Source organism: Pseudomonas sp. WS 5010 (assembly GCF_012985565.1).
GTDB lineage: Bacteria > Pseudomonadota > Gammaproteobacteria > Pseudomonadales > Pseudomonadaceae > Aquipseudomonas.
The window spans coordinates 19,879-43,403 of the sequence record NZ_JAAQWQ010000004.1 but is presented as its reverse complement, the minus strand read 5'-3'; the positions used below and the strand labels follow the sequence as shown (position 1 = coordinate 43,403).

At 61.4% G+C, this 23,525-nt stretch carries 22 protein-coding genes; 13 read left to right on the top strand and 9 right to left on the bottom strand.

Translation table 11 applies throughout. The features are described from left to right. Positions 1-9: 9 nt before the first annotated feature. Positions 10-939, top strand: coding sequence for a zinc ABC transporter substrate-binding protein (locus HBO11_RS13280; protein WP_169954117.1), 930 nt, complete (start codon positions 10-12; stop codon positions 937-939). A gap of 108 nt (positions 940-1,047) precedes the next feature. On the opposite strand, the gene HBO11_RS13275 is transcribed toward HBO11_RS13280, so the two are convergent. Then, a complete protein-coding gene (locus tag HBO11_RS13275) occupies positions 1,048-2,001 on the bottom strand; it encodes a homoserine kinase (RefSeq protein ID WP_169954118.1) in 954 nt (317 codons plus the stop codon). Positions 2,002-2,057: 56 nt separating this feature from the next. Further along, a complete protein-coding gene (locus tag HBO11_RS13270; protein WP_104911281.1) occupies positions 2,058-2,348 on the bottom strand; it encodes a DUF2782 domain-containing protein in 291 nt (96 codons plus the stop codon). Positions 2,349-2,422: 74 nt separating this feature from the next. Between HBO11_RS13270 and polA the strand changes: the two genes are divergently transcribed. After that, positions 2,423-5,218 (top strand): DNA polymerase I, encoded by a 2,796-nt coding sequence (polA, locus tag HBO11_RS13265; RefSeq protein WP_169954119.1) that lies wholly within the window; start codon positions 2,423-2,425, stop codon positions 5,216-5,218. A gap of 268 nt (positions 5,219-5,486) precedes the next feature. Here the strand turns inward: polA and yihA are convergent, their stop codons facing one another. Next, positions 5,487-6,128, bottom strand: a complete 642-nt coding sequence (yihA, locus tag HBO11_RS13260) for a ribosome biogenesis GTP-binding protein YihA/YsxC (RefSeq protein WP_076963373.1) — start codon at positions 6,126-6,128, stop codon at positions 5,487-5,489. Between the two features lie 192 nt (positions 6,129-6,320). On the opposite strand from yihA, the gene HBO11_RS13255 reads away from it, so the two are divergent. The 6 genes from HBO11_RS13255 to HBO11_RS13230 all read left to right on the top strand — a co-directional run bounded on the left by HBO11_RS13255 (position 6,321) and on the right by HBO11_RS13230 (position 11,916). Then, the gene (locus HBO11_RS13255) at positions 6,321-6,611 is read left to right on the top strand and encodes a c-type cytochrome (protein ID WP_169954120.1); all 291 of its coding nucleotides are present in this window, start codon (positions 6,321-6,323) and stop codon (positions 6,609-6,611) included. A 46-nt stretch (positions 6,612-6,657) separates the two neighbouring features. Beyond that, positions 6,658-7,272, top strand: a complete 615-nt coding sequence (locus tag HBO11_RS13250; protein ID WP_169954121.1) for a cytochrome c4 — start codon at positions 6,658-6,660, stop codon at positions 7,270-7,272. 189 nt (positions 7,273-7,461) lie between these two features. Then, positions 7,462-8,097 carry a thiol:disulfide interchange protein DsbA gene (dsbA, locus tag HBO11_RS13245; protein WP_169954122.1) on the top strand — a complete coding sequence of 212 codons (636 nt, stop codon included), beginning with the start codon at positions 7,462-7,464 and terminating at the stop codon, positions 8,095-8,097. Positions 8,098-8,107: 10 nt separating this feature from the next. Beyond that, positions 8,108-8,986, top strand: a complete 879-nt coding sequence (locus HBO11_RS13240) for an endonuclease/exonuclease/phosphatase family protein (protein ID WP_169954123.1) — start codon at positions 8,108-8,110, stop codon at positions 8,984-8,986. Next, on the top strand, positions 8,983-11,049 hold the full coding sequence (locus HBO11_RS13235; protein ID WP_169954124.1) for a diguanylate cyclase: 2,067 nt from the start codon (positions 8,983-8,985) through the stop codon (positions 11,047-11,049). The genes HBO11_RS13240 and HBO11_RS13235 overlap by 4 nt, the downstream gene beginning before the upstream one ends. A gap of 90 nt (positions 11,050-11,139) precedes the next feature. Beyond that, positions 11,140-11,916, top strand: coding sequence for an N-acetylmuramoyl-L-alanine amidase (locus HBO11_RS13230; protein ID WP_169954125.1), 777 nt, complete (start codon positions 11,140-11,142; stop codon positions 11,914-11,916). A gap of 101 nt (positions 11,917-12,017) precedes the next feature. Here HBO11_RS13230 and HBO11_RS13225 read toward each other — a convergent pair whose 3' ends face one another. Together HBO11_RS13225 and algB are read right to left on the bottom strand one after the other, a co-directional pair. Continuing rightward, positions 12,018-13,805: a KinB sensor domain-containing domain gene (locus tag HBO11_RS13225; RefSeq protein WP_169954126.1), complete on the bottom strand. Its 1,788-nt coding sequence runs from the start codon at positions 13,803-13,805 to the stop codon at positions 12,018-12,020. Between the two features lie 10 nt (positions 13,806-13,815). Then, positions 13,816-15,162, bottom strand: a complete 1,347-nt coding sequence (gene algB, locus HBO11_RS13220) for a sigma-54-dependent response regulator transcription factor AlgB (protein ID WP_169954127.1) — start codon at positions 15,160-15,162, stop codon at positions 13,816-13,818. A gap of 396 nt (positions 15,163-15,558) precedes the next feature. Here algB and HBO11_RS13215 point away from each other — a divergent pair, with 396 nt between their 5' ends. From HBO11_RS13215 to HBO11_RS13195, 5 genes are all read left to right on the top strand, one after another. Continuing rightward, positions 15,559-15,843, top strand: a complete 285-nt coding sequence (locus HBO11_RS13215) for a hypothetical protein (protein ID WP_169954128.1) — start codon at positions 15,559-15,561, stop codon at positions 15,841-15,843. A 79-nt stretch (positions 15,844-15,922) separates the two neighbouring features. Further along, complete coding sequence (locus tag HBO11_RS13210; RefSeq protein ID WP_003170804.1) at positions 15,923-16,087, top strand: DUF1328 domain-containing protein; 165 nt, start codon at positions 15,923-15,925, stop codon at positions 16,085-16,087. Between the two features lie 2 nt (positions 16,088-16,089). After that, positions 16,090-16,557: an inhibitor of vertebrate lysozyme family protein gene (locus HBO11_RS13205; protein ID WP_169954129.1), complete on the top strand. Its 468-nt coding sequence runs from the start codon at positions 16,090-16,092 to the stop codon at positions 16,555-16,557. Positions 16,558-17,263: 706 nt separating this feature from the next. Then, positions 17,264-18,595, top strand: coding sequence for a glutamate/aspartate:proton symporter GltP (gene gltP, locus HBO11_RS13200; RefSeq protein ID WP_057444842.1), 1,332 nt, complete (start codon positions 17,264-17,266; stop codon positions 18,593-18,595). Between the two features lie 95 nt (positions 18,596-18,690). Next, positions 18,691-19,920, top strand: coding sequence for a spore maturation protein (locus tag HBO11_RS13195; RefSeq protein WP_169954130.1), 1,230 nt, complete (start codon positions 18,691-18,693; stop codon positions 19,918-19,920). Between the two features lie 91 nt (positions 19,921-20,011). Here the strand turns inward: HBO11_RS13195 and HBO11_RS13190 are convergent, their stop codons facing one another. From HBO11_RS13190 to HBO11_RS13175, 4 genes are read right to left on the bottom strand one after another with little or no spacing between them, the layout of a single operon-like run. Next, positions 20,012-20,629, bottom strand: coding sequence for an ABC-type transport auxiliary lipoprotein family protein (locus HBO11_RS13190; RefSeq protein WP_169954131.1), 618 nt, complete (start codon positions 20,627-20,629; stop codon positions 20,012-20,014). Then, the gene (locus HBO11_RS13185) at positions 20,626-21,564 is read right to left on the bottom strand and encodes an MlaD family protein (RefSeq protein ID WP_169954132.1); all 939 of its coding nucleotides are present in this window, start codon (positions 21,562-21,564) and stop codon (positions 20,626-20,628) included. Before HBO11_RS13185 ends, HBO11_RS13190 begins: the two co-directional genes overlap by 4 nt. A 1-nt stretch (position 21,565) precedes the next feature. After that, the gene (locus tag HBO11_RS13180) at positions 21,566-22,369 is read right to left on the bottom strand and encodes an ATP-binding cassette domain-containing protein (protein WP_169954133.1); all 804 of its coding nucleotides are present in this window, start codon (positions 22,367-22,369) and stop codon (positions 21,566-21,568) included. Next, a complete protein-coding gene (locus HBO11_RS13175; RefSeq protein WP_169954134.1) occupies positions 22,366-23,514 on the bottom strand; it encodes an ABC transporter permease in 1,149 nt (382 codons plus the stop codon). Before HBO11_RS13175 ends, HBO11_RS13180 begins: the two co-directional genes overlap by 4 nt. Positions 23,515-23,525 lie beyond the last annotated feature (11 nt).

Sequence of the window (23,525 nt, the reverse complement as noted above, 5' to 3'; positions counted from 1 at the left end):
CTGACTTGAGTGCTCATCGTGTCCCGACTTTTTGCCGTTTTTGTCGTATTTGTCACCAGTTTATTGATTGCCGGGGCTGCCCAGGCCGAGGTTCGGGTGCTCACCAGCATCAAACCCTTACAGCTGATTGCCGCCGCTGTGCAGGACGGCGTGGCGGTTCCAGAGGTGTTGTTGCCACCCGGAGCCTCGCCGCATAACTATGCATTGCGCCCATCCGACGTACGGCGTGTGCAATCGGTGGATCTGCTGTATTGGATCGGTCCGGACATGGAAGGCTTCCTGCCACGGGTCCTCAAGGGTCGCAACTTGCCCACGGTGGCCGTGCAGGAACTGCCGGGCCTGAAGCTGCGGCATTTCGCCGAAGATAATCACTCCCATGGCGAAGAAGCCGACGACCATGACCACGATCATCGCCCTGGCAGCCTGGATGCCCACTTGTGGTTGTCGCCGGTGAATGCGCGGGTGATTGCGGCCAGGATGGCGGCGGACTTGAGCGCGGCTGACCCCGCCAATGCAGAGCGCTACCAGAGCAACCTGCAAGCGTTCAACGGGCGCCTGGATGCCTTGGACCTGCGTTTGAAAGCGCGCCTGGCGGGTATCGCCGGCAAGCCTTACTTCGTGTTCCACGAAGCCTTCGACTACTTTGAAGATGCCTACGGCCTCAAGCACACCGGTGTGTTCAGCGTGGCCGCCGAAGTGCAGCCCGGCGCCCAGCATGTGGCGGCGATGCGCACGCGCTTGCAGGAAGTGGGTAAGACCTGTGTGTTCAGCGAGCCACCCTTGCGCCCGCGCCTGGCCGAGACTCTGGTCGCCGGCCTGCCGGTGAAGCTGGCGGAGTTGGATGCCCTGGGCGGCTACACCCCGGCCACGGGCCAGGGGTATGAGCAGTTGCTGGAGAAGCTGGGCAATGATTTGGCAGGGTGCCTGGAGTCACTGTAGGCACACCGCCAAACCAATGTGGGAGCGGGCTTGCCCGCGATGGCGGTGTATCAGGCGCTCATTAGGTGACTGACACGCCTCATCGCGGGCAAGCCCGCTCCCACAGCGTTAGAGGGCGAGCGGCAGCTGGAGGGTGACCTGCTGGCGTTGTTCCAGCAGCTGTTGAAGCTCCACCGGATCGTGAATCAGCACGTCCTGCCCCGCAAACGTCTCTGCTGCAATCAGGCGGGACAGCCAGAACCGCACACACGCCACGCGCAGCATCGTCGGCCACAGCTCGGCTTCCCTGGTGCTGAACGGCCGCAGTGCCGCATAGGCGCCCAGCAGTGCGCGGGCGCGGTGGCCGTCGATCACCCCGGCGGCGTCCGAGCACCAGTCATTGAGGGCAATCGCCACGTCGTACAGCATTGGCCCGGAGCATGCGTTATAGAAGTCGATCAACCCGGTCAGGTGGGTGCCTTCGAACATCGCGTTGTCGCGAAACAGGTCGGCGTGGATATTGGCCCGTGGCAGCGTGAGGATCTGCCCTTTGAGCTGCTGGATTTCATCCAGCGCCATTTGCAACAGTTGCTGTTGGTGGGCGTCGAGGTGCGAGATCAGCTGCGTGCCCTCGTCGAGCATCCAATCCAGCCCGCGATCGGTCTTGCGCTCCAGCACCTTGTCGCCCTGGGTGGCCAGGTGCAGGTGAGCGAGTAATTCACCCACTTGCACGCAATGCTGGGCATTGGCCTCCTTGATGTGCTTGCCCGCCAGGCGCGGTTGCAGCAGCGCCGGCTTGCCTGCCAATTCGCGCAGGGCCACGCCGTCGGTGGTGCGCAGGGCGTAAGGCACGGGCAGGTCGGCGTCGTGGAGTACGTCCAGCAGTTCGATGAAGAACGGCATTTCGTCCACGGGGCCGCGTTCAACCAGGGTCAGGACAAATTCGCCCTGTTCCAGGCTGATAAAGAAGTTGGTGTTTTCGCTACCAGCGGCAATCCCCTGGAAATCGAGCAGGCGGCCGAGCCCATAAGGGGCGAGAAAGGTTTCCAGCTCGGGCCGAGCCAGGGGGGTGAACACAGACATGGTTAAAACTGCCAGTACGGGCGCCGCAGGCCGCGGCGCCGATTAAAGTTAAGAAATCATTTCCATTCGAAGATCTTCCATGACGGGATCAGCATATCCGGCTGGTCCGAGCGGATGAAGTTCGCATCGGTTCCGTCCGCGCGCACCAAAAAGTACGGGGGTGCGCCCTTGGGCGTTACCTTGATGGCATACAGGAAACCGTTTTGGCGGTATTCCTGGATGGTCTTGTCGCCTTCCGTGCGAATGGTGACTTGCGGGTCTCCCGAGGGAGCGTCGTCTGCCGCCATGGCAGCCATCGGAGCGAGTGCAATCAAGCCGGTCAACAGCAGGCGATTGAATGTACGCATGATAACCTTGTCCCTTTGTTGTCATTGGTCCGGCTATTCTAGCGCCAGACCCGCCGAAAAGGTTGATCCTGCTCATGAGCCAAGCCCCCCTCGTCCTGGTGGACGGTTCTTCATATCTGTACCGCGCCTTCCACGCGCTGCCGCCGTTGACCACGTCCAAAGGCCTGCCGACCGGTGCGGTCAAGGGCGTGTTGAACATGCTCAAAAGCCTGCGCAAGCAGTACCCGGACAGCCCGTTCGCGGTCGTGTTCGACGCCAAGGGCGGGACATTTCGCGATGACATGTACGCCGAATACAAGGCCAACCGCCCGAGCATGCCCGATGACATGCGCGTGCAGATCGAGCCGCTGCACCAGAGCGTGATCGCCCTGGGCTTCCCGCTGCTGTGCGTCGAAGGCGTCGAAGCGGATGACGTGATCGGCACCCTGGCCCGCAGCAGTGCTGCCGCCAACCGCCCGGTGGTGATCTCCACGGGTGACAAGGACATGGCACAGCTGGTCGATGGGCACATTACCTTGGTCAACACCATGACCGGTAGCGCCATGGACATCGACGGCGTAAAGGAGAAATTTGGGGTCGCTCCCGAGCAGATCATCGACTATCTGGCATTGATGGGCGATTCCTCCGACAACATCCCAGGCGTTCCAGGTATCGGTCCTAAGACCGCTTCGGGGCTGCTGGTAGGTGTGAACGGCGGCCTGAAAGAGCTGTACGAGCAACTGGATATTGTCCCGACCTTGCCGATCCGTGGGGCCAAGACCCTGCCGGCCAAGCTGGAAGAGCATAAAGAGATGGCATTCCTGTCCTACCAGTTGGCGACCATCAAGGTCGACGTGCCCCTGGATGTTGGCCTGGAAGACTTGCACCTGATCGAGCCGGATCGCGAGAAGCTGCTGGAGCTGTACACCCTGCTGGAGTTCAAGAGCTGGATCGACGAGATTCAGCGCGATGCCAAGCGCGTCGAGCTCAAGGCCGCCGCGGACGTTGCACCGGCTCAGGTTGCAGTTGAGGCCCAGGCGCCTGTGGCCCCGGTCCAGGCGCAGTACGAGACCATCCTCGACCAGGCCCGTTTTGACGTCTGGCTGAAAAAACTCAATGACGCCAAGTTGTTTGCCTTCGATACCGAAACCACCGGTGTCGACGCCCAGCAGGCGCAACTGGTGGGGGTTTCGTTTGCCGTGCAGGCCAACGAAGCGGCCTACATCCCGCTGACCCATTCCTACATCGGCGTGCCCGAGCAACTGGACCGCGATACGGTGTTGTTGGCCCTCAAGCCGCTGCTGGAAGACCCGAACAAGCTCAAGGTCGGCCAGCACGCCAAGTTCGACATGAATATCCTGGCCAATTGCGCCATCGGCGGCGACCCGGCGCACGGCATCACCGTGCGCGGCATCGCCTTCGACACCATGCTTGAATCCTACGTGCTGAACTCCACCGCGACCCGTCACGACATGGACAGCCTGGCGAAGAAGTACCTGGAACATGACACCGTCAGCTTCCAGGACATCGCCGGCAAAGGCGCCAAGCAACTGACCTTCGACCAGATTGCCCTGGAGCAGGCCGGCCCCTACGCCGCCGAAGACGCCGATGTGACCCTGCGCCTGCACCTGGCGCTGTATGAGCAGCTCTGCGCCCTGCCGAGCCTGGCCAGCGTGCTGACGGATATCGAGATGCCATTGGTGCCGGTGCTGGCACGGATCGAGCGCCAGGGTGCCCTGGTGGATGCCGCGTTGCTTGGCGTGCAGAGCATCGAGCTGGGCAACAAGATGGTGGAGCTGGAGCGCCAGGCGTACGAGATCGCCGGCGAGGAGTTCAACCTGGGTTCGCCCAAGCAGTTGGGGGCTATCCTCTACGAAAAGCTCGGGCTGCCGGTATTGAAGAAGACTGGCAAGGGCCAGGCCTCTACCGCCGAGGAAGTACTGGCCAAACTGGCCGAAGATGACTATCCATTGCCCAAGGTGCTGATGCAGTACCGCAGCATGAGCAAGCTCAAAAGCACCTACACCGATCGTTTGCCCGAGCAGATCAACCCCCGTACCGGGCGTATCCATACCTCTTATCACCAGGCGGTGGCGGCCACCGGGCGCCTGTCGTCCAGTGATCCGAACCTGCAGAACATCCCGGTGCGCACGGCCGAAGGCCGGCGGATCCGCCAGGCGTTCGTCGCACCCAAGGGCTACAAGCTGCTGGCGGCGGACTACTCGCAAATCGAGCTGCGGATCATGGCGCACCTGTCCAAGGACGAAGGCTTGCTCAACGCCTTTCGCGACAACCTGGATGTGCACACGGCCACGGCGGCCGAGGTGTTCAAGGTCGAACTGGACGAGGTCACGTCCGATCAGCGCCGCAGCGCTAAGGCGATCAACTTCGGCCTGATCTACGGCATGGGCGCGCAGAAGCTGGGCAAGGACATTGGCGTCGATACCAAGACGGCCAAGGCCTATATAGATGTGTACTTCGCCCGCTACCCAGGGGTGCGCGAGTACATGGAGCGCACCCGCGCCCAGGCTTCCGACCAGGGCTATGTGGAAACCCTGTTCGGGCGTCGCCTGTACTTGCCGGATATTCACTCCAACAAGCCGCAGGAGCGCGCAGGCGCAGAACGCACCGCGATCAACGCGCCGATGCAGGGGACTGCCGCCGATATCATCAAGAAGGCCATGGTCAAGGTTGACAACTGGCTGACGGAGTCGGGGCTCGACGCCAAGGTCATCCTGCAGGTGCACGATGAATTGGTGGTCGAGGTCCGTGAGGACCTGGTGGCTGAAGTCAGCGAGAAGATTCGCGAGCACATGAGCAGTGCCGCGCAACTGGATGTGCCGCTGCTGGTGGAGGTCGGCGTGGGCGATAACTGGGACCAGGCGCACTGATTATCCGGCAGTGCTGCGGCATGAGGTCGCAGCGTTGCCTATAGATCGGAAATATCCGAGGGTTATTTCCAATAGTTTTTCCGGGGCGCCGGAACTTAACCCATGAAAAGTCACTCAGAGTTACTGAATGGGTGGTGAAGCCCTTCAATGCTCCTATGTTGTGTTAAGTGTTGGCAGATATCTGGACCCCGCCCTAGCGGTCCGGAACTTGGACCCCGAACTTCCCCTCCCCATACGAAGTCCGGGGTTTTTTTTGCCCGCAGAAAAGTTATTCGGCCAGTTCTGCGCCCTTGTCTGCCAGTTCCATCCAGCCTGCCAGCACGGTATAGGCATCTTCCAGGCCCATGCGCTTGGGCGCCGAGAACAGCTGGATGGTGATGGCATCACCCCAACCTTTACGGATTTGTGCCTGCACTTTGAGCAAGGTGCCCTTGGCGGCGCCGTAGGTCAGCTTGTCGGCCTTGGTCAGCAGGATGTGCATTGGCATGCCGCTGGCGACTGCCCAATCGAGCATCAGCAGGTCGAAATCGGTCATTGGATGACGGATATCCATCATCAGGATCAGCCCTTTCAAACTCTCGCGGCCACCCAGATACGCTTCCAGGTGACGCTGCCAGTGCAGCTTCAATGGGATAGGTACTTTTGCGTAACCGTAGCCCGGCAGGTCGACCAGACGCCGATCATCGTCTAGCTTGAAGAAGTTGAGCAGTTGCGTGCGGCCTGGGGTTTTCGAGGTGCGAGCCAGGCTGGCATGGGTCAGGGTGTTGAGCGCGCTGGACTTGCCGGCGTTGGAGCGCCCGGCGAAGGCCACTTCAAAGCCTTCGTCGTCGGGGCATTGGTCGACTTTGGCGGCGCTGAGCATGAACGTGGACTGTTGGCACAGACCGAGGATGGGGTTCTTGAGTTGCATGGGATTTCCGATGTGGGCGGTGCCGGGAATGGGTGCGGCAAGTAGTGTCGTTCCCGTTTCAGTAGCGCCAGTATATAATGCCGCAGATTTTGTGTGTGCTTTGTCCCAGCGAAGGATGAAGTTCACGGGAGCGATAGACCTTTATTGCGCATTAGAACGCAAAACGCTTCCAAACCCTGAAAAGGTCGACGTATGACCAAGTGGCTGCTAGCTGTCGGTGTCCTGATACCACTTTACAGTGCGCAGGCTACACAGGATCCGGAAGCTGTGTACAACCGCGTTTGCGCGGCTTGCCATGCCGGGCAGTTGCCAACGGCCCCCAAGCGGGGTGACCAGGCAGCCTGGGCGCCGAGACTGGCGCAAGGCATGGATACGCTGGTGCAGCACGTGACCCAGGGTTTCAAGGCGATGCCGCCGCGTGGTTTGTGCATGGAATGCCGTGCCGAGGATTACCAGGCCATCATCCTTTTGATGAGCGAGTAGACCCGGTTCATAACTCTATAACCTTTAGCCGTAATTGGATTAGCTGATGAACAAATTGATCGTGAGTCTGCTGTTGACCTTGGGCATCACTGGTGTTGCCCATGCTGCAGGTGACGCTACTGCTGGCCAGACAAAGGCCGCTGTATGTGGCGCCTGCCATGGACCGGACGGCAACAGCCCGGCACCCAACTTTCCAAAACTGGCGGGCCAGGGCGAGAAATACCTGACCAAGCAGATGCACGACATCAAGGACGGCAAGCGAACGGTCCTGGAAATGACCGGCATGCTGACCAATCTCAACGATCAGGACCTGGCGGATATCGCGGCGTATTTCGCCAGCCAGGCAGGCAGCGTGGGGGCGGCGGATCCAAAACTGGTCGAGCGTGGTGAAAAGCTGTTCCGTGGCGGCGACCTCGACAAAGGCCTGCCGGCCTGTACCGGCTGCCACTCCCCGGATGGCTCGGGTAACGCCGCAGCAGGTTTCCCGCACCTGGGCGGCCAGCACGCCCAGTACATCGCCAAGCAACTGACCGATTTCCGCAAGGAAGAAGCCGGTCGCGCCAACGATGGTGACGCCATGACCATGCGCACCATCGCGCGCAAATTGAGCGATGAAGACATTGCAGCGGTGGCCAGCTATATCCAGGGCCTGCACAAGTAAGGCGCGCAAGGCCGGGCGTACACCAGTGGTAACGTTAACGCTCGATTAATCCGTCGATGCAAGCATAAAAAGGGTGGCGCGGGCCGCCCTTTTTTGTGGCCGCTGCCGTTACACTAACGAACTCATGCCCGTGCAGGCCTGTCATAAAAAAGGTCGCGCGAGGCGACTTTATTTGTCCAGGAGTAAAGCATGCGTAAATTGATCCTCAGCGCCGCTCTCGTCACTGCCAGCCTGTTCGGCATGACCGCCCAAGCCGCCGATGTGCCACTTGAAGCGGGCAAGACCTATGTTGAACTGGCCAATCCTGTACCGGTTTCCGTGCCGGGCAAGATCGAAGTCGTAGAGCTGTTCTGGTATGGCTGCCCGCATTGCTACTCTTTTGAACCGACCATCAACCCTTGGGCCGAAAAGCTGCCATCGGACGTGAACTTCAAGCGCATCCCGGCCATGTTCGGCGGCCCTTGGGATGCCCACGGCCAGATGTTCCTGACCCTGGAAGCCATGGGTGTGGAGCATAGGGTCCACAATGCCGTGTTCGAAGCTATCCAGAAGGATCGCAAGCCGCTGACCAAGCCTGATCAAATGGCTGACTTCCTCGCCACCCAAGGCGTGGACAAGGACAAGTTCCTCGCAACATTCAACTCCTTCGCCATCCAGGGCCAGATCAAGCAGGCCAAGGAGCTGGCACAGAAATACGGCGTGCAAGGCGTTCCAACCCTGATCGTCAACGGCAAGTACCGCTTTGACCTCGGCTCCACCGGCGGCCCTGAAGCGACCCTGAACGTTGCCGACCAGCTGATCGCCAAAGAGCGCGCAGCCAAGTAAGGGGCCCGCCATGCGCCGCTGGGGTACAGAACGAGTGGTTGGCCTGCATGATCCGCAGGTCAACGAGCATCATCTCGCGTCCACCGGCCTGCCGGCGGACAGCCGGCTGCGCTTGCTGAGCTTCAATATCCAGGTCGGCATCAGTACCGAAAAGTACCGGCACTACCTGACCCGTGGCTGGCAGCATCTGTTGCCCCACAATGGCCGGGCCGGCAATCTGCAGAAGATTGGCGACCTGCTGGGAGACTTCGACCTGGTGGCCCTGCAGGAGGCCGATGGTGGCAGCCTGCGTTCGGGCTACGTCAACCAGGTCGAGCACCTGGCCCAGCTCGGTGCGTTTCCCTACTGGTATCAACAACTCAATCGCAACCTCGGCAAACTCGGCCAACACAGTAATGGTGTACTCAGCCGCCTTAAGCCCTGGGCGATCGAAGACCATCCACTGCCAGGTCCGAAAGGGCGCGGGGCGATTCTCGTGCGGTTTGGCGAGGGGCCCGAGGCGCTGGTGGTCGTCATGATGCACCTGGCGCTGGGCGCGCGTACCCGCACCATGCAGTTGGCCTACATCCGTGAGCTGATTGGCGATTACAAACACCAGGTGCTGATGGGGGACATGAACACCCACGCCAGTGACCTGTTGGAGAATTCCCCGTTGCGCGACCTCGGGCTGCTGGCGCCCCAGGTCGAAGCCACTTTCCCCAGCTGGCGCCCGCAACGCTGTCTTGATCACATCCTGTTAAGCCCGACCCTGACGCTGGAAAGCGTGCAGGTGCTGGCGCAACCCATTTCCGATCACCTGCCGGTCGCGGTAGAGATTCGTCTGCCGGGTTCGCTCACGGTTGATGCATTACCCGCGTTGAGCCCCGGCCCTCGCGGACCCCTTGCATGAGCGACGAAGCCCAGCGCTGGAAAGAAAAATACCTGTTAAGCATCGAGCAACAAGAAAAGCTCGAACGCCGTTGGGCCGCGCGCCTCGACTTGCTGCGCCGTGGCCTGGTGCGCAGCACCCTGGCCGCCGAGGGCACGGACCGGGCCGTCGACCAGTGCATGAAAGAGATGCGCGATGTGGTGCGCAGCGATGACATGGACGCCGCACTCGCCGCCCTGCTGCCGCGCCTGGAAAAGGCCGTGCTGGATTCCGAGCAACGCCGTGAAACGCGGGTTGATCAGATCAGCACCGCTATGACCTCCCTGGTCACGCAATTGCAGGCGCTGCCCTTGCCCCGGGAAGTCAGTCGCCCGCTCAAGAGTTTTGCCAAGCAGTTGGACAGCCGCGTCGGCCAGGCGCGGGAAATCCCTCTGCTGCTCAGTGAATTGAGCGGCCTTCAAGGGCAGGCCCTGAGCAACCTCGAGTCGGATGACGAACCGGCTCGCCCGGGTTTGTTGCAACGTCTGTTCGGGGGCAAGGAGGCGGGTACCGAGGTTGCGCCGGTTGAGCCCGCTGCCACGGCCTCCCGGCAAAGCCCTGCTGCTCAGGCAAGCCCGGCCGCCCCGGCGGTTGAGGATGCGCCCGAGCTGGCCCAGGCCCTGCGGGCTTTTGCGCCACAAGCCCAGGCCCCGCAGCCGCAGGTCACTGAGAGCGCACCTGCGCCGGTGCCTGTTGCGCCCCGGGTCGAAGTGGATGAGCTTGTGGCACCGCAGCCGCAGCCGCAGCCGCAGCCGCAGGTTGCCCGTATAACGCCGGTCGAAATGCCTGCTGCCGTGGTCCAGGATCCGGAATCTGTCCAGCCTGCCGACGTGAGCGTTGTGCCGCAGCGTGAAAGTACGGTCGCAGCGCCGCAGCTCCTGCCAGAGGCGCCGCAGCCGACGGCAATCGGCAGCCTGTCATTGCCGCCGGTGCTGGATGACGAATCGGCTGAAATCGATCCCGAGGCGTTGTACGCCCTGCCCGACTCGCCCGAGCCTTCCTACAGCTCAGTCGCCAAGCACATCGAAGACACCCTGCTCGGCCTGCTGGGCGACCTCGACCTGCCCGAGCATCACCGGCCCCAGGCCGAAGCCATGCGCGAGCGCCTGGCCCACGGGCTCAATTGGTACGAGTTGCTGCCGATCCTTGATGACCTGGCGGTATTGATGCTGGCCATCACTGATAGCGGCCAGCATGAGTTCGAAGCCTACCTCAAGCGCCTCAACGAGCGACTGGAAGCCTTCCAGGCTAACTTGCAGGCGGCCAGCGACGGGCATGCCGACAGCCGCAGCGCTGCGCGCGAGATGGATACGCAGATCCGTGAACAGATGGACGGCTTGCAAAGCAGCGTCCAGGAAGCGGCCGACCTCGATGACCTCAAGCAAGTGCTGGAAAGCCATCTTGAGGGGCTGTTGGGGGCCATGGACGAGCATCAAAAGCAGCGCGACCAGCGTGAACATGAAGTCGCCGCACGGTTGCAGGGGCTGGCGGAGCGGGTAGCAAGCATGGAGCAGGAGGCCCAGGGCTATCGTGAGCACCTTGAGGTCCAGCGCCAGAAAGCCCTGATCGATCCGCTCACCGGCTTGCCCAACCGTGCCGCCTGGAGCGAGCGCCTGGAGTCCGAGGTCAACACCTGGCATCAGCAGGGCAACAGCCTGTCGCTGGCGATGCTGGACCTCGATCACTTCAAGCGCATCAATGACAGCTACGGCCACCTGGCGGGCGACAAGGTGTTGAAGATCATCGCCAATGTGTTGGGCAAACGCCTGCGGCCGACGGACTTTATCGCGCGGTTTGGCGGTGAGGAGTTTGTCTTGCTGATGCCGGATTCGGCGCTGGGCGATGCGCTGCAACTCGGTGAGCGCCTGCGGGCAGCCATCGAGGCGTGCCCGTTTCACTTCAAGGGCGAGCGCGTGACCATCACCATGTCCATCGGCATGGCGCAGTTCCAGCCCGGCGAGCGCAGCGACCTCACACTCAAGCGCGCAGACGAAGCCTTGTATCGGGCCAAGGCGGCGGGGCGCAATCAGGTACAGGCGGGCTGAAAAGTTGTTCCATTTTGTATAGCGGGCCGCTGACCGGCAAACGGTACGTTACACTGTTGCATTATCGTCTTTAGCGTACCGTCTGTTGCCATGAAATTTCTCGTTGCTGCTCTTCTATCCCTCACACTCGCCGGCTGTGCGAGTGGCCCACGCCTGGATACCAGCCACCCGTCGGTGAACTTCGATAATCGTATCCAGTTCGTCGTCCTGCACTACACGGCTACCAACCTGCAAGGCTCGCTGGCGCTATTGACCAAAGGCCAAGTCAGCAGCCACTACCTGATTGGCGATGATGCCCGTGCAACCATCTATAAGCTGGTGGACGAAGACAAGCGCTCCTGGCACGCCGGGGAAAGTGAGTGGATGGGCCGTACCTGGCTCAATTCCAGCTCCATTGGTATCGAGATCGTCAATCCTGGCTACCGCGACACACCCACCGGGCGCGTCTGGTATCCGTACTCCGAAGCGCAGGTCCAGTCCCTGGTGACCTTGCTCAAGGACATCAGCCAGCGCAATCGGATCAACCCTAAGTTCATTATCGGCCACAGTGATATCGCTCCCGGGCGCAAACTCGATCCGGGCCCATTGTTCCCGTGGAAGCGCCTGGCGGATCAAGGCCTGGGGATCTGGCCCGAGGCCCAGGCGGTCGCGCGGTATCAGGCCGAGTATGCCAGGCAGCTGCCGAGCGTTACCTGGTTCCAGGAAGAGTTAGCCCGCGTGGGCTATTCCACGCCGCAGACCGGCGAGCTGGATGTGGCGACGCGGCGGGTGCTGGCTGCGTTCCAGATGCGCTTTAGGCCGGCGTTGTTCGACGGTACGCCGGATGCGCAAAGCGCCGCGATCCTGCGGGTATTGAATCACCGCTGAGGTCTTTGATTCAGGCAAGTAAAGGGCTGCGAGCAATACCTGTGGGGACTCGATAGCCCCCACCTTTGATCTTGCACCCCTTGAGTGGTCACCGTGTGTAGTTACAGCGGCAACGCCATGTAGAACTGCGTGCCCTGCCCCGGCCGGGAATAGACCCCCATGCGGCCACCGTGCAACTGCACGATCTCCTTGCACAGCGCCAGCCCCAGGCCGGCGCCGCCTTTCTTGCGGCCTACCTGGACAAATGGCTCGAAAATCCTGCCCTGCTGGCCGTAGGCGATGCCTTCGCCATTGTCCTCGACGCTGATGATCAGCCGTTCGCCATGGCGCCGCGCCTGCAGGCGAATCTGCCCGCCCTCGCTGGTGTGGCGCAGGGCATTGCCGAGCAGATTGTCCAGGACCCGCTCCAATTGCGCCTGATCGGCATGCAACCTGGGCAGTTGCGCCTGCGCCTCTACCAGCAGGTCGATGTGTTGCGCATTCGCCAGCTCGGCAAAACGTGCGCGGGCATGTTCAAGCAGATCGTTGATGTCGCACGGCGCCAGGGTGAGTTTTTGCAGGCCGTTCTGGTAGCGGGAAAAGTTGAGCAGGTCGTTGATCAGTTGCATCAAGCGCTGCATTTCTTCGTTGACCGTGTTCAGCAGGTCGGCTTCGCGGGATTCAGGAGGGAATTTCGCCCGCTCCTGGAACAGGCCGAATGCCATGTGCATGCCGGTGACCGGCGTACGCAGTTCATGGGAGGCACGCAGCACGAATTCGCTACGCACCCGCTCGAAGGCGCGCTGCTCGGTAACGTCATGCAACACCATCACCGCGCCGAGAATATGCCCCTGGTGGTGGCTGACCGGCGTCATGCTGTAGGTCAGCAGGCGCGATTCGCCTTCGACTTCCACTTCCAGGTCGTCGGGTGCGCGCTCCAGGTTGCCGCCGCGCAGCACCAGGTGCAGTTGCTCATCCAGTTCGGGGCGTTGCAGCGCGTCGCCCAGGCCCTGCCCCAGGCGGCTCTCGTCCCAGCCCAGTTGGCGCTGGGCGACCGGGTTGAGGTGTTCCAGGTGCCCTTGGCGGTCGATCATCAGCAAGCCGTCGTCGATGCTGTCGAGCACCGCTTGCAAGCGTTGCTGGCCGGCGAGCAATTCGTCGACATTGGTCGCCTGATGCTGGCGCAGCGCTTCGGCCATGATGCCAAAGCGCCGGGTCAGTTGGTTCATTTCCGCCGCCGAAGAAATCGGCAGGGTGACATCAAAGTTGCCTTGGCCGATTTTGTCGGCTGCCTTGGCCAGGGCTTCGATCGGCCCGCCAAAGCGTCGGGCGATGCCGTGGGCGGTGATGAAGCCGATGATCAGCACCGCCAGGCCCACCAGCCCGAGCAGGCCGGCGATCCACAGGGCGCGTTCGCGAGACTGGCTTTCGGTGGCATTGATGTTTTCCAGCGCTCTTTTGTGTTCGCTGATCAGCCCATTGCGCAAGACGTTGAAGCTGGTGGTGAGTTGTTCGTTATTGCGCAGGGACGGAGGCCTATTTTCATTTTCTTCGAACGCTTCGAGGAATGTCAGGTAATCGGCCTTGGCCTGAGAGAAACCTCCCACTCTGGCGACACTCATTTCGTGGGCGATGCCCTCGTCCAGCAGCTTGAAATACTGTTGCTTGGACGTGTTCAGCGCGACCGGGTCCGGAGTGTCGTTGAGCATCAAAATCAGCTGGTCACCCAGGGTCTGGCGCAGCTTGAGCCCCAGGTCCAGGGTAATGAAGTTGCTGCGGATCAGGGCTTCCTGGGTCTTGGCCATTTGCATGACGCTCACCAGCCCCAGCAGTAACCCGAGCAGCGCCACGGTGATCAGCGCAGAAATGCTCAGGAACAGCCGCGTGCGCAGTTTCATCGCCAGCTTCATAAGGTGCAGCTCACAGGTTGTATTGCTTGCGTTTGCGATACAGGGTCGACGCATCGATGCCCAGGGTCTTGGCCGCCTGGTCCAGGGTGTCGCTGGTGGCCAGGACGGCGCCGATATGGGCCTTTTCCAGTTCATCCAGGCTCAACGCCGCGCCGATACGCGGCGAGTTGTTGGTCGGTTGCTCGGCCATCCCCAGATGGCTGATTTCGACTTTCTCCTGGGCGCAGATGATGCTCGCGCGCTCCACGACGTTGCGTAGCTCACGGATATTGCCCGGCCAACGGTAGTTGAGCAGCGCTTCCCGGGCGTCATCGCTGAAGCCGCGAGCCGGTCGTGCGTACTCTTTGACGAAGCGCGCGAGGAAGCGGTCGGCGAGGGCCAGGATATCTTCGCTGCGTTCGCGCAGGGGCGGCAGGTGCAAGGTGATGACGTTCAGGCGATACAACAAGTCCTCGCGAAAGCGTCCGTCGCGCACCATGTCTTCCAGGTTCAGGTTGGTCGCCGCCAGGATGCGCACATCGGCGCGCCGGGTGACTGGGTCACCGACCCGCTCATATTCCTTGTCCTGAATAAAACGCAGCAACTTGGGTTGCAGTGTCAGGGGAAAATCGCCGATCTCGTCAAGAAACAGCGTGCCACCATCCGCTTGGTTGACTCGGCCCAAGGTGCTTTCGCTGGCGCCGGTAAAGGCCCCGCGGCTGTGGCCGAACAGTTCGCTTTCCATCAGTTCGGCGGTCAGGGACGGGCAGTTGATGGTGACGCAGGATTTTTTCGCCCTTTTGCTCCAGCCGTGAATCGCCCGGGCCAACTCACCTTTACCTGTGCCGGATTCGCCGAGGATCAGGATATTGGCATCGGTGCCGGCCACTTGTCGGGCGGTCTCCAGCACCACCATCATCGCCGGGCTATGGGAGTCGAGGCCATCCTTGGGTTGGCGCACCTCGCCTTCCAGTGCTTCCAGGCGCGCCGACAGCTGGCGCACTTCCAGTTGCTTGGCGGTGGCCAGGCGCAGTTGGTCGGGGCTGCATGGTTTGACCAGGTAATCGGCCGCGCCTGCCTGGATCGCATCCACTGCCGTATCGACGGCCGAATGAGCGGTGACGATCACCACACGCATCCACGGTGCCTGGATGCGCATCTGCGCCAGCACGTCCAGGCCATTGTCTTCGCCCAGGCGCAGGTCCAGGAAACACAGGTCGAACACCTGGCGTTGCAACAGGGCATCGGCCTGGGCCGCGCTGTTGGCGGTGGCTACGGTATAGCCTTCATCTTCCAGGCAGTAGCGGAAGGTGCGCAGGATTGCTGACTCGTCGTCCACTAAAAGAATGCGGCCTTGAAGTTCCTTGGCGGATTCCATCTGTCCCGCGCTCCTTAAAATAAGAATGATTGATCTTGGTTAGTCCCGGAATAATCGGGCAAGTTGCATGGTTTATTCTGATTGATTCAAAGCCCTATCGCGCAGCTATCTGAGACCATTCCTACTTATATGCCTGGGCAGCGGGTTTTTAACCCTTGTTGACCCTTCGGCAGTCCTACAGCCCTCTCTGATCCCTTGATCCGACCATTGGCCATCGTGCATTTCGCACGGTGAGGATAGGCGCATCGTGCAGGATGCTGCTGACAAGAAACGCACCTATCTTTTAAGTAGCTGATTTTATTGGATTTTATTTGGATTAAAAACTGGCATGCACTCTGCAATACCTCCTCTACAAGCGTGATCAACGAACAAAACAACATGCGGGAGAGATTCAGGATGACTCGCCAAAGCCTCAAGCCATTGCGTGTATCGCCACTGCGCCTTCAACAGGGGCTGTTTGCCAGCCTCGCCTTGATGGTGACCTTGATCGGTGGCCAGCAATTGCAACATTGGCAGCAGAGCCAGCAGTCCGCCCCGCAGTTCGAGCGCGCACCGATGACACAGACCCATTTCCGTTCCGTTGGCAGCACCAGCGCTGACGTGACAGCCCCACGCATGATGGCGGTTGAACAGGACATTGCCCTGTACGACGAACCCGTCCAGGAACGCTGGGTGTTCTAGGCACGAACCTGCCGCCCCGTTGGGTGCGACAGGATGGCTACACAGCAGTCACTTCTATAGACGCAAAAGGAGAATCACCATGTTGAGTTGGGCAATCACATTCCTGATCATTGCCATTGTGGCTGCAGTCCTGGGCTTCGGTGGTATCGCGGGCACCGCTACGGGTATCGCCAAGATTCTCTTTGTCGTCTTCCTGGTGATGTTCATCGCTTCCTTCTTCTTTGGCCGTCGCGGTCGAGGTTGAACATGGCCAACTTGTCTTTCAAAACCCTGGCTGCCGCCCTGCTGTTGGGCGGCAGTGGCTTGGCCATGGCCGCCAATGACGGCCAGGCGCGGGCCAATGAACTGCTCAATGCCGACCCGCAGTATCGGGAAACCTGGCAGGGCGTGGTCAAGAAGGAAGAGCGCCTGCCGGAATGGGTGATCAATCTGTCGGGCACCTCTGAGCAGATGAATGCCGTCACGGAGGACGGTGATGGGTATCTGGTAGGGCCGCTGTGTGAAACGGCTGACACCTGCCTGAATAAACGCCTGATCGTTGCCTTCAGCCTTGATAAGGAAGATGCCTACGCGATGCTGGTCGAAGTCCCAGCCGGGCTTCCGGCGGACAAGTCGCCAACTAGGCATGCGGACTATCGCTTCATCGGCAAGCCTGATGAAGGCATGCAGAAGTTGCTCATGGAGCAACTGAAGAAAGATCCGAATTGGTACTAGGCCCGTCTGCGGGCCTTACCCACATGGAAACCGGCCAACTGCCTGTTTCCGTTTGCACCTGCCTGGCGGCGGTGCATGACCAGGGGGCCGGGTTGCTCTGATCAAAGTGGATCGGCGTGACCTACGGGTACAGGGAGTGCCTGCGCAAGGGCCGGGTCAGGAGAAAAGCTGCGACGCAGGTCCGCAGGCAGTTATGGCCTGACGGACTTGCGACGGGCTTGCTCAGCATCCCGTGGCACTTATGCTGTACTTAGCTGCAAATTTCCTTTCTGCATCATCACAACCGTTTCACGGTGTTGCTACGTGACCATCTATCGAGAAAGTTTGTCTACGGCCAGACCTGTTTCTTGACGGTATGCGTAGGAAATTTCAAGAGTTTTTCCCTCCCCGCAAAAAAACCGAAAATCCCTGGGCAAGCCTGAAATGACCGGTTCACGGCAGGTATGCCTGACAAAATGTCGCATTCGAACTGACCAAACAGACAGATTTATTTGCAAAAACCCATGCCGATTCGGCATAGGGTAGGCGTTTACGGCATTAGACTCTGCCCCCGCGCATCGGAATAGTTGCGCCTTTTTTCGCTTGCCAGTAAGCCATATCGGCCATCTGCGGTGACCTTCTACGGAGGTTGATGCTCACACTTTTTCGCTCCCGGGCGTTCCAGCTGGCGCATCTGCCTGAGTCCACTTGAAACAAGGGTAATGACATGAAGAAGGCAAAACTAAGCCTCGCCTGGCAGATCCTCATCGGTCTGGTGCTAGGGATTGCAATCGGTGCTGTACTCAACCACTTCAGTGCCGAAAAAGCCTGGTGGATCAGCAACGTGTTGCAACCGGCGGGCGATATCTTTATCCGCCTGATCAAGATGATCGTGATCCCGATCGTGATTTCGTCGCTGATTGTCGGAATCGCCGGTGTGGGGGATGCGAAAAAACTCGGTCGGATCGGCGTGAAGACCATCGTTTACTTCGAAGTGGTCACTACCATTGCGATTGTGGTCGGTCTGCTGTTGGCCAACCTGTTCCACCCCGGTGCCGGGATCGACATGAGTACCCTGGGTACCGTGGATATCTCCAAGTACCAGGCGACCGCCGCCGAGGTGCAGCATGAACATGCGTTCATCGAGACCATCCTCAACCTGATCCCATCGAACATCTTTGCCGCCGTGGCCCGTGGCGAGATGCTGCCGATCATCTTCTTCTCCGTGTTGTTCGGCCTGGGCTTGTCGAGCCTCAAGCCAGACCTGCGCGAACCCCTGGTCACCATGTTCCAGGGCGTGTCCGAGAGCATGTTCAAAGTCACCCACATGATCATGAAATACGCCCCTATCGGTGTATTCGCCCTGATCGCCGTGACCGTGGCCAACTTCGGCTTCGCCTCGCTGCTGCCATTGGCCAAGCTGGTAATCCTGGTCTACGTTGCCATCCTGTTCTTCGCCTTTGTGATTCTCGGCCTGATCGCCCGCCTGTTTGGCTTCTCGGTGATCAAGCTGATGCGCATCTTCAAGGATGAGCTGGTACTGGCCTACTCCACCGCCAGCTCCGAGACCGTGCTGCCGCGCGTGATCGAGAAGATGGAAGCCTACGGTGCGCCGAAAGCCATTTGCAGCTTCGTGGTGCCGACCGGTTACTCGTTCAACCTCGACGGTTCGACCCTGTACCAGAGCATCGCAGCGATCTTCATTGCCCAGCTGTATGGCATCGACCTGTCGGTTGGCCAGCAACTGATGCTGGTACTGACCCTGATGGTCACCTCCAAAGGTATCGCCGGCGTGCCGGGCGTGTCCTTCGTGGTGCTGCTGGCCACCCTGGGCAGCGTGGGTATCCCATTGGAAGGCCTGGCGTTCATCGCCGGTGTCGACCGCATCATGGACATGGCGCGTACCGCCCTGAACGTGATCGGCAACGCCCTGGCCGTGTTGGTCATCGCGCGTTGGGAAGGCATGTACGACGATGCCAAGGGCGAGCGCTACTGGAACTCCCTGCCACACTGGCGGACCAAGACCGCGCTGCCGGCTGGCGAGACCAGCCAGGGCTGATCCCTGCTTGATACGCACAAACCCCGGTAAATCCGGGGTTTGTCGTTTCTGTCAGCCCCGCTATCATTCGCCACATATTTAAAGGGGTGTGACTGATGCTCAATGGCCTGTGGCTTGGCTTCTTTGTCGTGGCGATGGTATCGGCGCTGGTGCAATGGCTGGTGGGCGGTAACGCCGGGATCTTTGCGGCGATGGTGGAGAGTATCTTCGCCATGGCCAAGCTGTCTGTGGAAGTGATGGTGCTGCTGTTCGGCACCTTGACCCTGTGGCTAGGCTTTTTGCGCATCGCCGAGAAGGCCGGGATCGTCGAGTGGCTGGCCAAGGCCCTGGGCCCGCTATTCTTGCGGCTGATGCCGGAAGTACCGGCCGGTCACCCGGCCATCGGCTTGATCACCCTCAACTTTGCCGCCAACGGCCTGGGCCTGGATAACGCGGCGACGCCGATCGGCCTCAAGGCCATGAAGGCGCTGCAAGAGCTCAACCCGCTCCCCAACACCGCGACCAACGCGCAGATCCTGTTCCTGGTGCTCAACGCGTCTTCCCTGACCTTGCTGCCGGTGACGATCTTCATGTACCGCGCCCAGCAAGGCGCGCCCGACCCGACCCTGGTGTTCCTGCCGATCCTGCTAGCCACCAGCGCCTCGACCCTGGTGGGCCTGCTGTCGGTGGCGCTGATGCAGCGCCTGCGCCTGTGGGACCCGGTAGTGCTGGCGTACCTGATCCCCGGTGCGCTGGTGCTGGGCGGCTTCATGGCCTTGCTGGCGACGATGTCGGCCACGGCCCTGGCGGGCTTGTCTTCGATCCTCGGCAACCTCACGTTGTTTGGCCTGATCATGCTGTTTTTGCTGATCGGTGCGCTGCGCAAGGTCAAGGTCTATGAAGCGTTTGTCGAAGGCGCCAAAGAGGGCTTTGACGTCGCGAAGAACCTGCTGCCGTACCTGGTGGCGATGCTGTGTGCGGTTGGCGTACTGCGCGCTTCCGGGGCGCTGGAGTTTGGCCTCGAAGGGATTCGCCATCTGGTGGCCTGGACGGGCCTGGACACGCGTTTTGTCGACGCCTTGCCTACGGCGATGGTCAAGCCCTTCTCCGGCAGCGCGGCGCGGGCGATGCTGATCGAGACCATGCAGACCCAGGGTGTGGACAGCTTCCCGGCGCTGGTGGCGGCGACGATCCAGGGCAGTACCGAGACCACCTTCTACGTGCTGGCGGTGTACTTTGGCTCGGTGGGTATCCAGCGGGCGCGGCATGCGGTGGGGTGTGCGTTGCTGGCGGAATTGGCCGGTGTGGTGGCGGCGATTGCGGTTTGCTACTGGTTCTTTGGCTAAGCTTAGATCGCTATCGCAGGCAAGCCAGCTCCCACATTTTGATGTGTGAACACCGTCAAATGTGGGAGCTGGCTTGCCTGCGATGAGGCCCTCAGCGTTTCGGCGCTGTATTGCCCTGCTGCACCACCCAATCCACCACCTGCTTGTTCAACTGATCTCCCGCCAACCCAAACCCGGCCACTACCGCCGGCACCTGGGTATCACTCACCGGCTGGCGCACTTCAAAGCGCTTGGCCGCTACGATCCGCTGGTCACTGCCGCGCACCAATCGCGCATCCAGCCGGATCACCACCTCCACCGCCGCGCCCCGGTACTCGCTCTGGAAGGCCTGCAACTGCCCACCCAGCTCGAAATCCGCCTGCAGGTTGGTGTCATCGGTGCTCAGGAACGCCACCCGGCCATCACGCTGGAAACCGTCCAGCAGACGGTTGCGCAGCAGCACCGGCGCCGGATCGCTCCAGCGCGACTGGGCGTAGCTGCTGATCAAGTCGCCCTGGGGCACCACGGCAATGCGCGGGCTGTCGAGGAATTCACTGGCCTGCGGCTTGGCCAGGCGCAATGACCAGGTGCCCGCGCTGTCATGGGCAGGTGCTGGCGCCTGGGCCGCCGGCAGCCGGTAGACATTGGACGGATCGGCCTTGGGCAGGATCGAGCAGGCGCTGACCAGGGCCAGGGCTACCGGGAGGATCATTTGGTAAGCACGCTTCATGGCGTGAACTCCTTGTTCTTGTCACTGCCCAGCAGATACCCGCTGGGGTTGGCTTCCAGGCGACGGGTGATGGCGCGCAGGGAACCGAGGGTATCGCGCAGCTCGCGCACGGCGGGCGCCAGTTCGTTGAGGCCCTGCATGCCGCTGTTCAGGGAGTCCTTGTTGCTGTCCAACAAACTGTTGATGGTGGCGGTGCTTTGCTCCAGGGAGCGCATGGCCCCTTCGGCGCTGCCGAGCATCTGTTTGCCCTGGTCGTTGAGCAGCCCGTTGGCGTTGCGCATCAGCGCGGTGGTCTGCTCCAGGGCGCCGCCGGCCTGTTTGCTGACCTGGGCCAATTGCTGCATCACCACCTTGATATCGCCCCGTTGCTCGGCGATGGCCCCGGTGGTCTGCTCCAGGTGCGCCAGGGTGCCGCTCAGGCGGTCGACGTTAGCCGGCGAGAACATGCGGTTGGCGTTGTGCAGCAACAGGTTGATGCTGGTCATCAGGTCGTTGCTGTTGTTCAACAGCCGGGCAATGGGCGATGGCGAGGCGATGATCTGCGGCAGCTCGCCGTTCTTGCCCTTGAGCTCGGCGCTTTGTGGGGTGCCGCCGCTGAGCTGGATGATCGAGGTGCCGGTGATGCCGGTCAGCGCCAGCTTGGCCTGGGTGTCTTCCTTGATCGGTGTCTGCCCGGCCAGGCGGATGCGCGCCAGTACGCGGCGCGGGTCCTTGGGATCCAGGCGCAGGCTGGTGACATCACCGACCTTGATCCCGCTGTACTGCACCGCGCTGCCCTGGGACAGGCCGCTGACCGCTTCGTTGAAGATCACTTCGTAATCCTGGAACGCGCTGTCGACGCTGGACTTGGCCAGCCACAGGCCGAAGAGCATAGCGCCGACCACGACTATCACGCTGAACAGACCGATCATCACATGATGGGCTCGGGTTTCCATGTCATACCTCGTTGAGCTGTTGAGCGGCATCCAATGCCGCGCGGCCCCGGGGGCCATGAAAGTATTCGTGAATCCAGGCGTCGTTCGTTTGCGAAACAACATCTATGGCTCCGGCCACCAATACCTTTTTCTGCGCCAGCACCGCCACACGGTCGGTGATGGTGTAGAGCGTGTCCAGGTCATGGGTGATCAGCAGCACACTCAGGCCCAAGGCATCGCGCAGGGTCAGGATCAGTTGGTCGAATGCCGCTGCACCGATGGGGTCGAGGCCGGCGGTGGGTTCATCGAGAAACAGAATGTCCGGGTCCAGGGCCAGGGCGCGGGCCAGGGCCGCACGCTTGATCATCCCGCCGGAGAGCGACGACGGGTATTTGTCGGCCGCCGACAACGGCAGCCCGGCCAGGGCCAGCTTCACCGCCGCCAGGTGCTCGGCATCGGCGCGGCTGAGGCCGGCGTGTTCGATCAATGGCAGGGCGACGTTCTCCGTGACCGTCAGCGAGGAAAACAGCGCGCCCTTCTGGAACAGCACGCCGAAACGTCGTTCCACCAGGGAGCGCTCCTGCTCCGACAGGCTCGGCAGGTTCTGCCCGAACACCCGCACCTGCCCTTCGCTGGGCTGACGCAGGCCGATGATGCTGCGCAGCAACACCGACTTGCCGCTGCCCGAGCCGCCGACCACGGCGAGGATCTCGCCTTTGTACAGGTCCAGGTCGAGGTTTTCATGCACGCTCTGCGGGCCAAAGCGGTTGCACAGGCCACGGACTTCGATCACCGCCTCGCTGGGCGCTCGCTGTAAACGGCTCACCAGCCCATCTCCATAAAGAACAGTGCGGCGACTGCATCGAGCACGATCACCACGAAAATCGATTGCACCACCGCAGAGGTGGTGTGGGCGCCGACCGACTCGGCGCTGCCGCTGACCTTGAAGCCTTCCAGGCAGCCAATGGCGGCGATCAGGAAGGCAAAGAACGGCGCTTTGACCAGACCCACCAGCAAATGCTGGACGCCAATGTCCGATTGCAACAGCGAGAGGAACATCGCCGGCGAGATATCCAGGGCCACGGCGCACACTACGCCGCCGCCGATAATCCCCGAAATCATGGCGAGAAAGGTCAGCATCGGCAGCGCTACCAGCAGCGCGAGGACGCGCGGCAGTACCAGCAACTCCATGGGGTCGAGGCCCATGGTGCGGATGGCGTCGATTTCTTCGTTGGCCTTCATCGAGCCGATCTGTGCGGTGAAGGCGCTGGCGGTGCGGCCGGCCATCAGGATCGCGGTGAGTAGGACACCGAACTCCCGCAGGAAGGAAAACGCCACGAGGTCCACGGTAAAAATACTCGCGCCGAAACTTTCCAGCACCGTGGCGCCGAGAAACGCGACCACGGCGCCCACCAAAAAGGTCAGCAAGGCGACGATGGGTGCGGCATCGAGCCCGGTCTGTTCGATATGCGCCACCATCGGCGTCAGGCGCCAGCGCTTGGGCCGGAACACGCCGCGGGCAAAGGTTGCGAGGATCAGGCCGATAAAGCCCAGCAGGGTCATGGCGTCTTGCCAGACCGTATCCACCGCGCGGCCGATGCGGGCCAACAGCTGGATGCCGGCGCTTTCCTGCGGCTCTTTGACCGGCACACAGAAATCATTCAGGGAGCGGTAGACGGTCTTGAGCAGTGCGCGGTCGGCGGCGGGCAGACGGCAGTCGGTTTGTTCGGCGGAGTGTTCGATGCGCTCCGGGCCCAGCAGCTCTACCAGCAGCGAGGCGCCGGCGGTGTCGAGCGCACCCAGGCCGTTGAGGTCGACGCGGGTGCTGGCGTCGTACTGGCCGTCGAGGCTTGTCGACAACTTCTTCAGGGCGCTGTAATGGGCCAGCGTCCAGTCCCCGGTGACCCGCAGTTGGGGCGGCTGGGTGGATGCGTCCAGGTGGGCATTGCCTGCCGTTGTGCTACTGGTCATAAGCTCCGAGC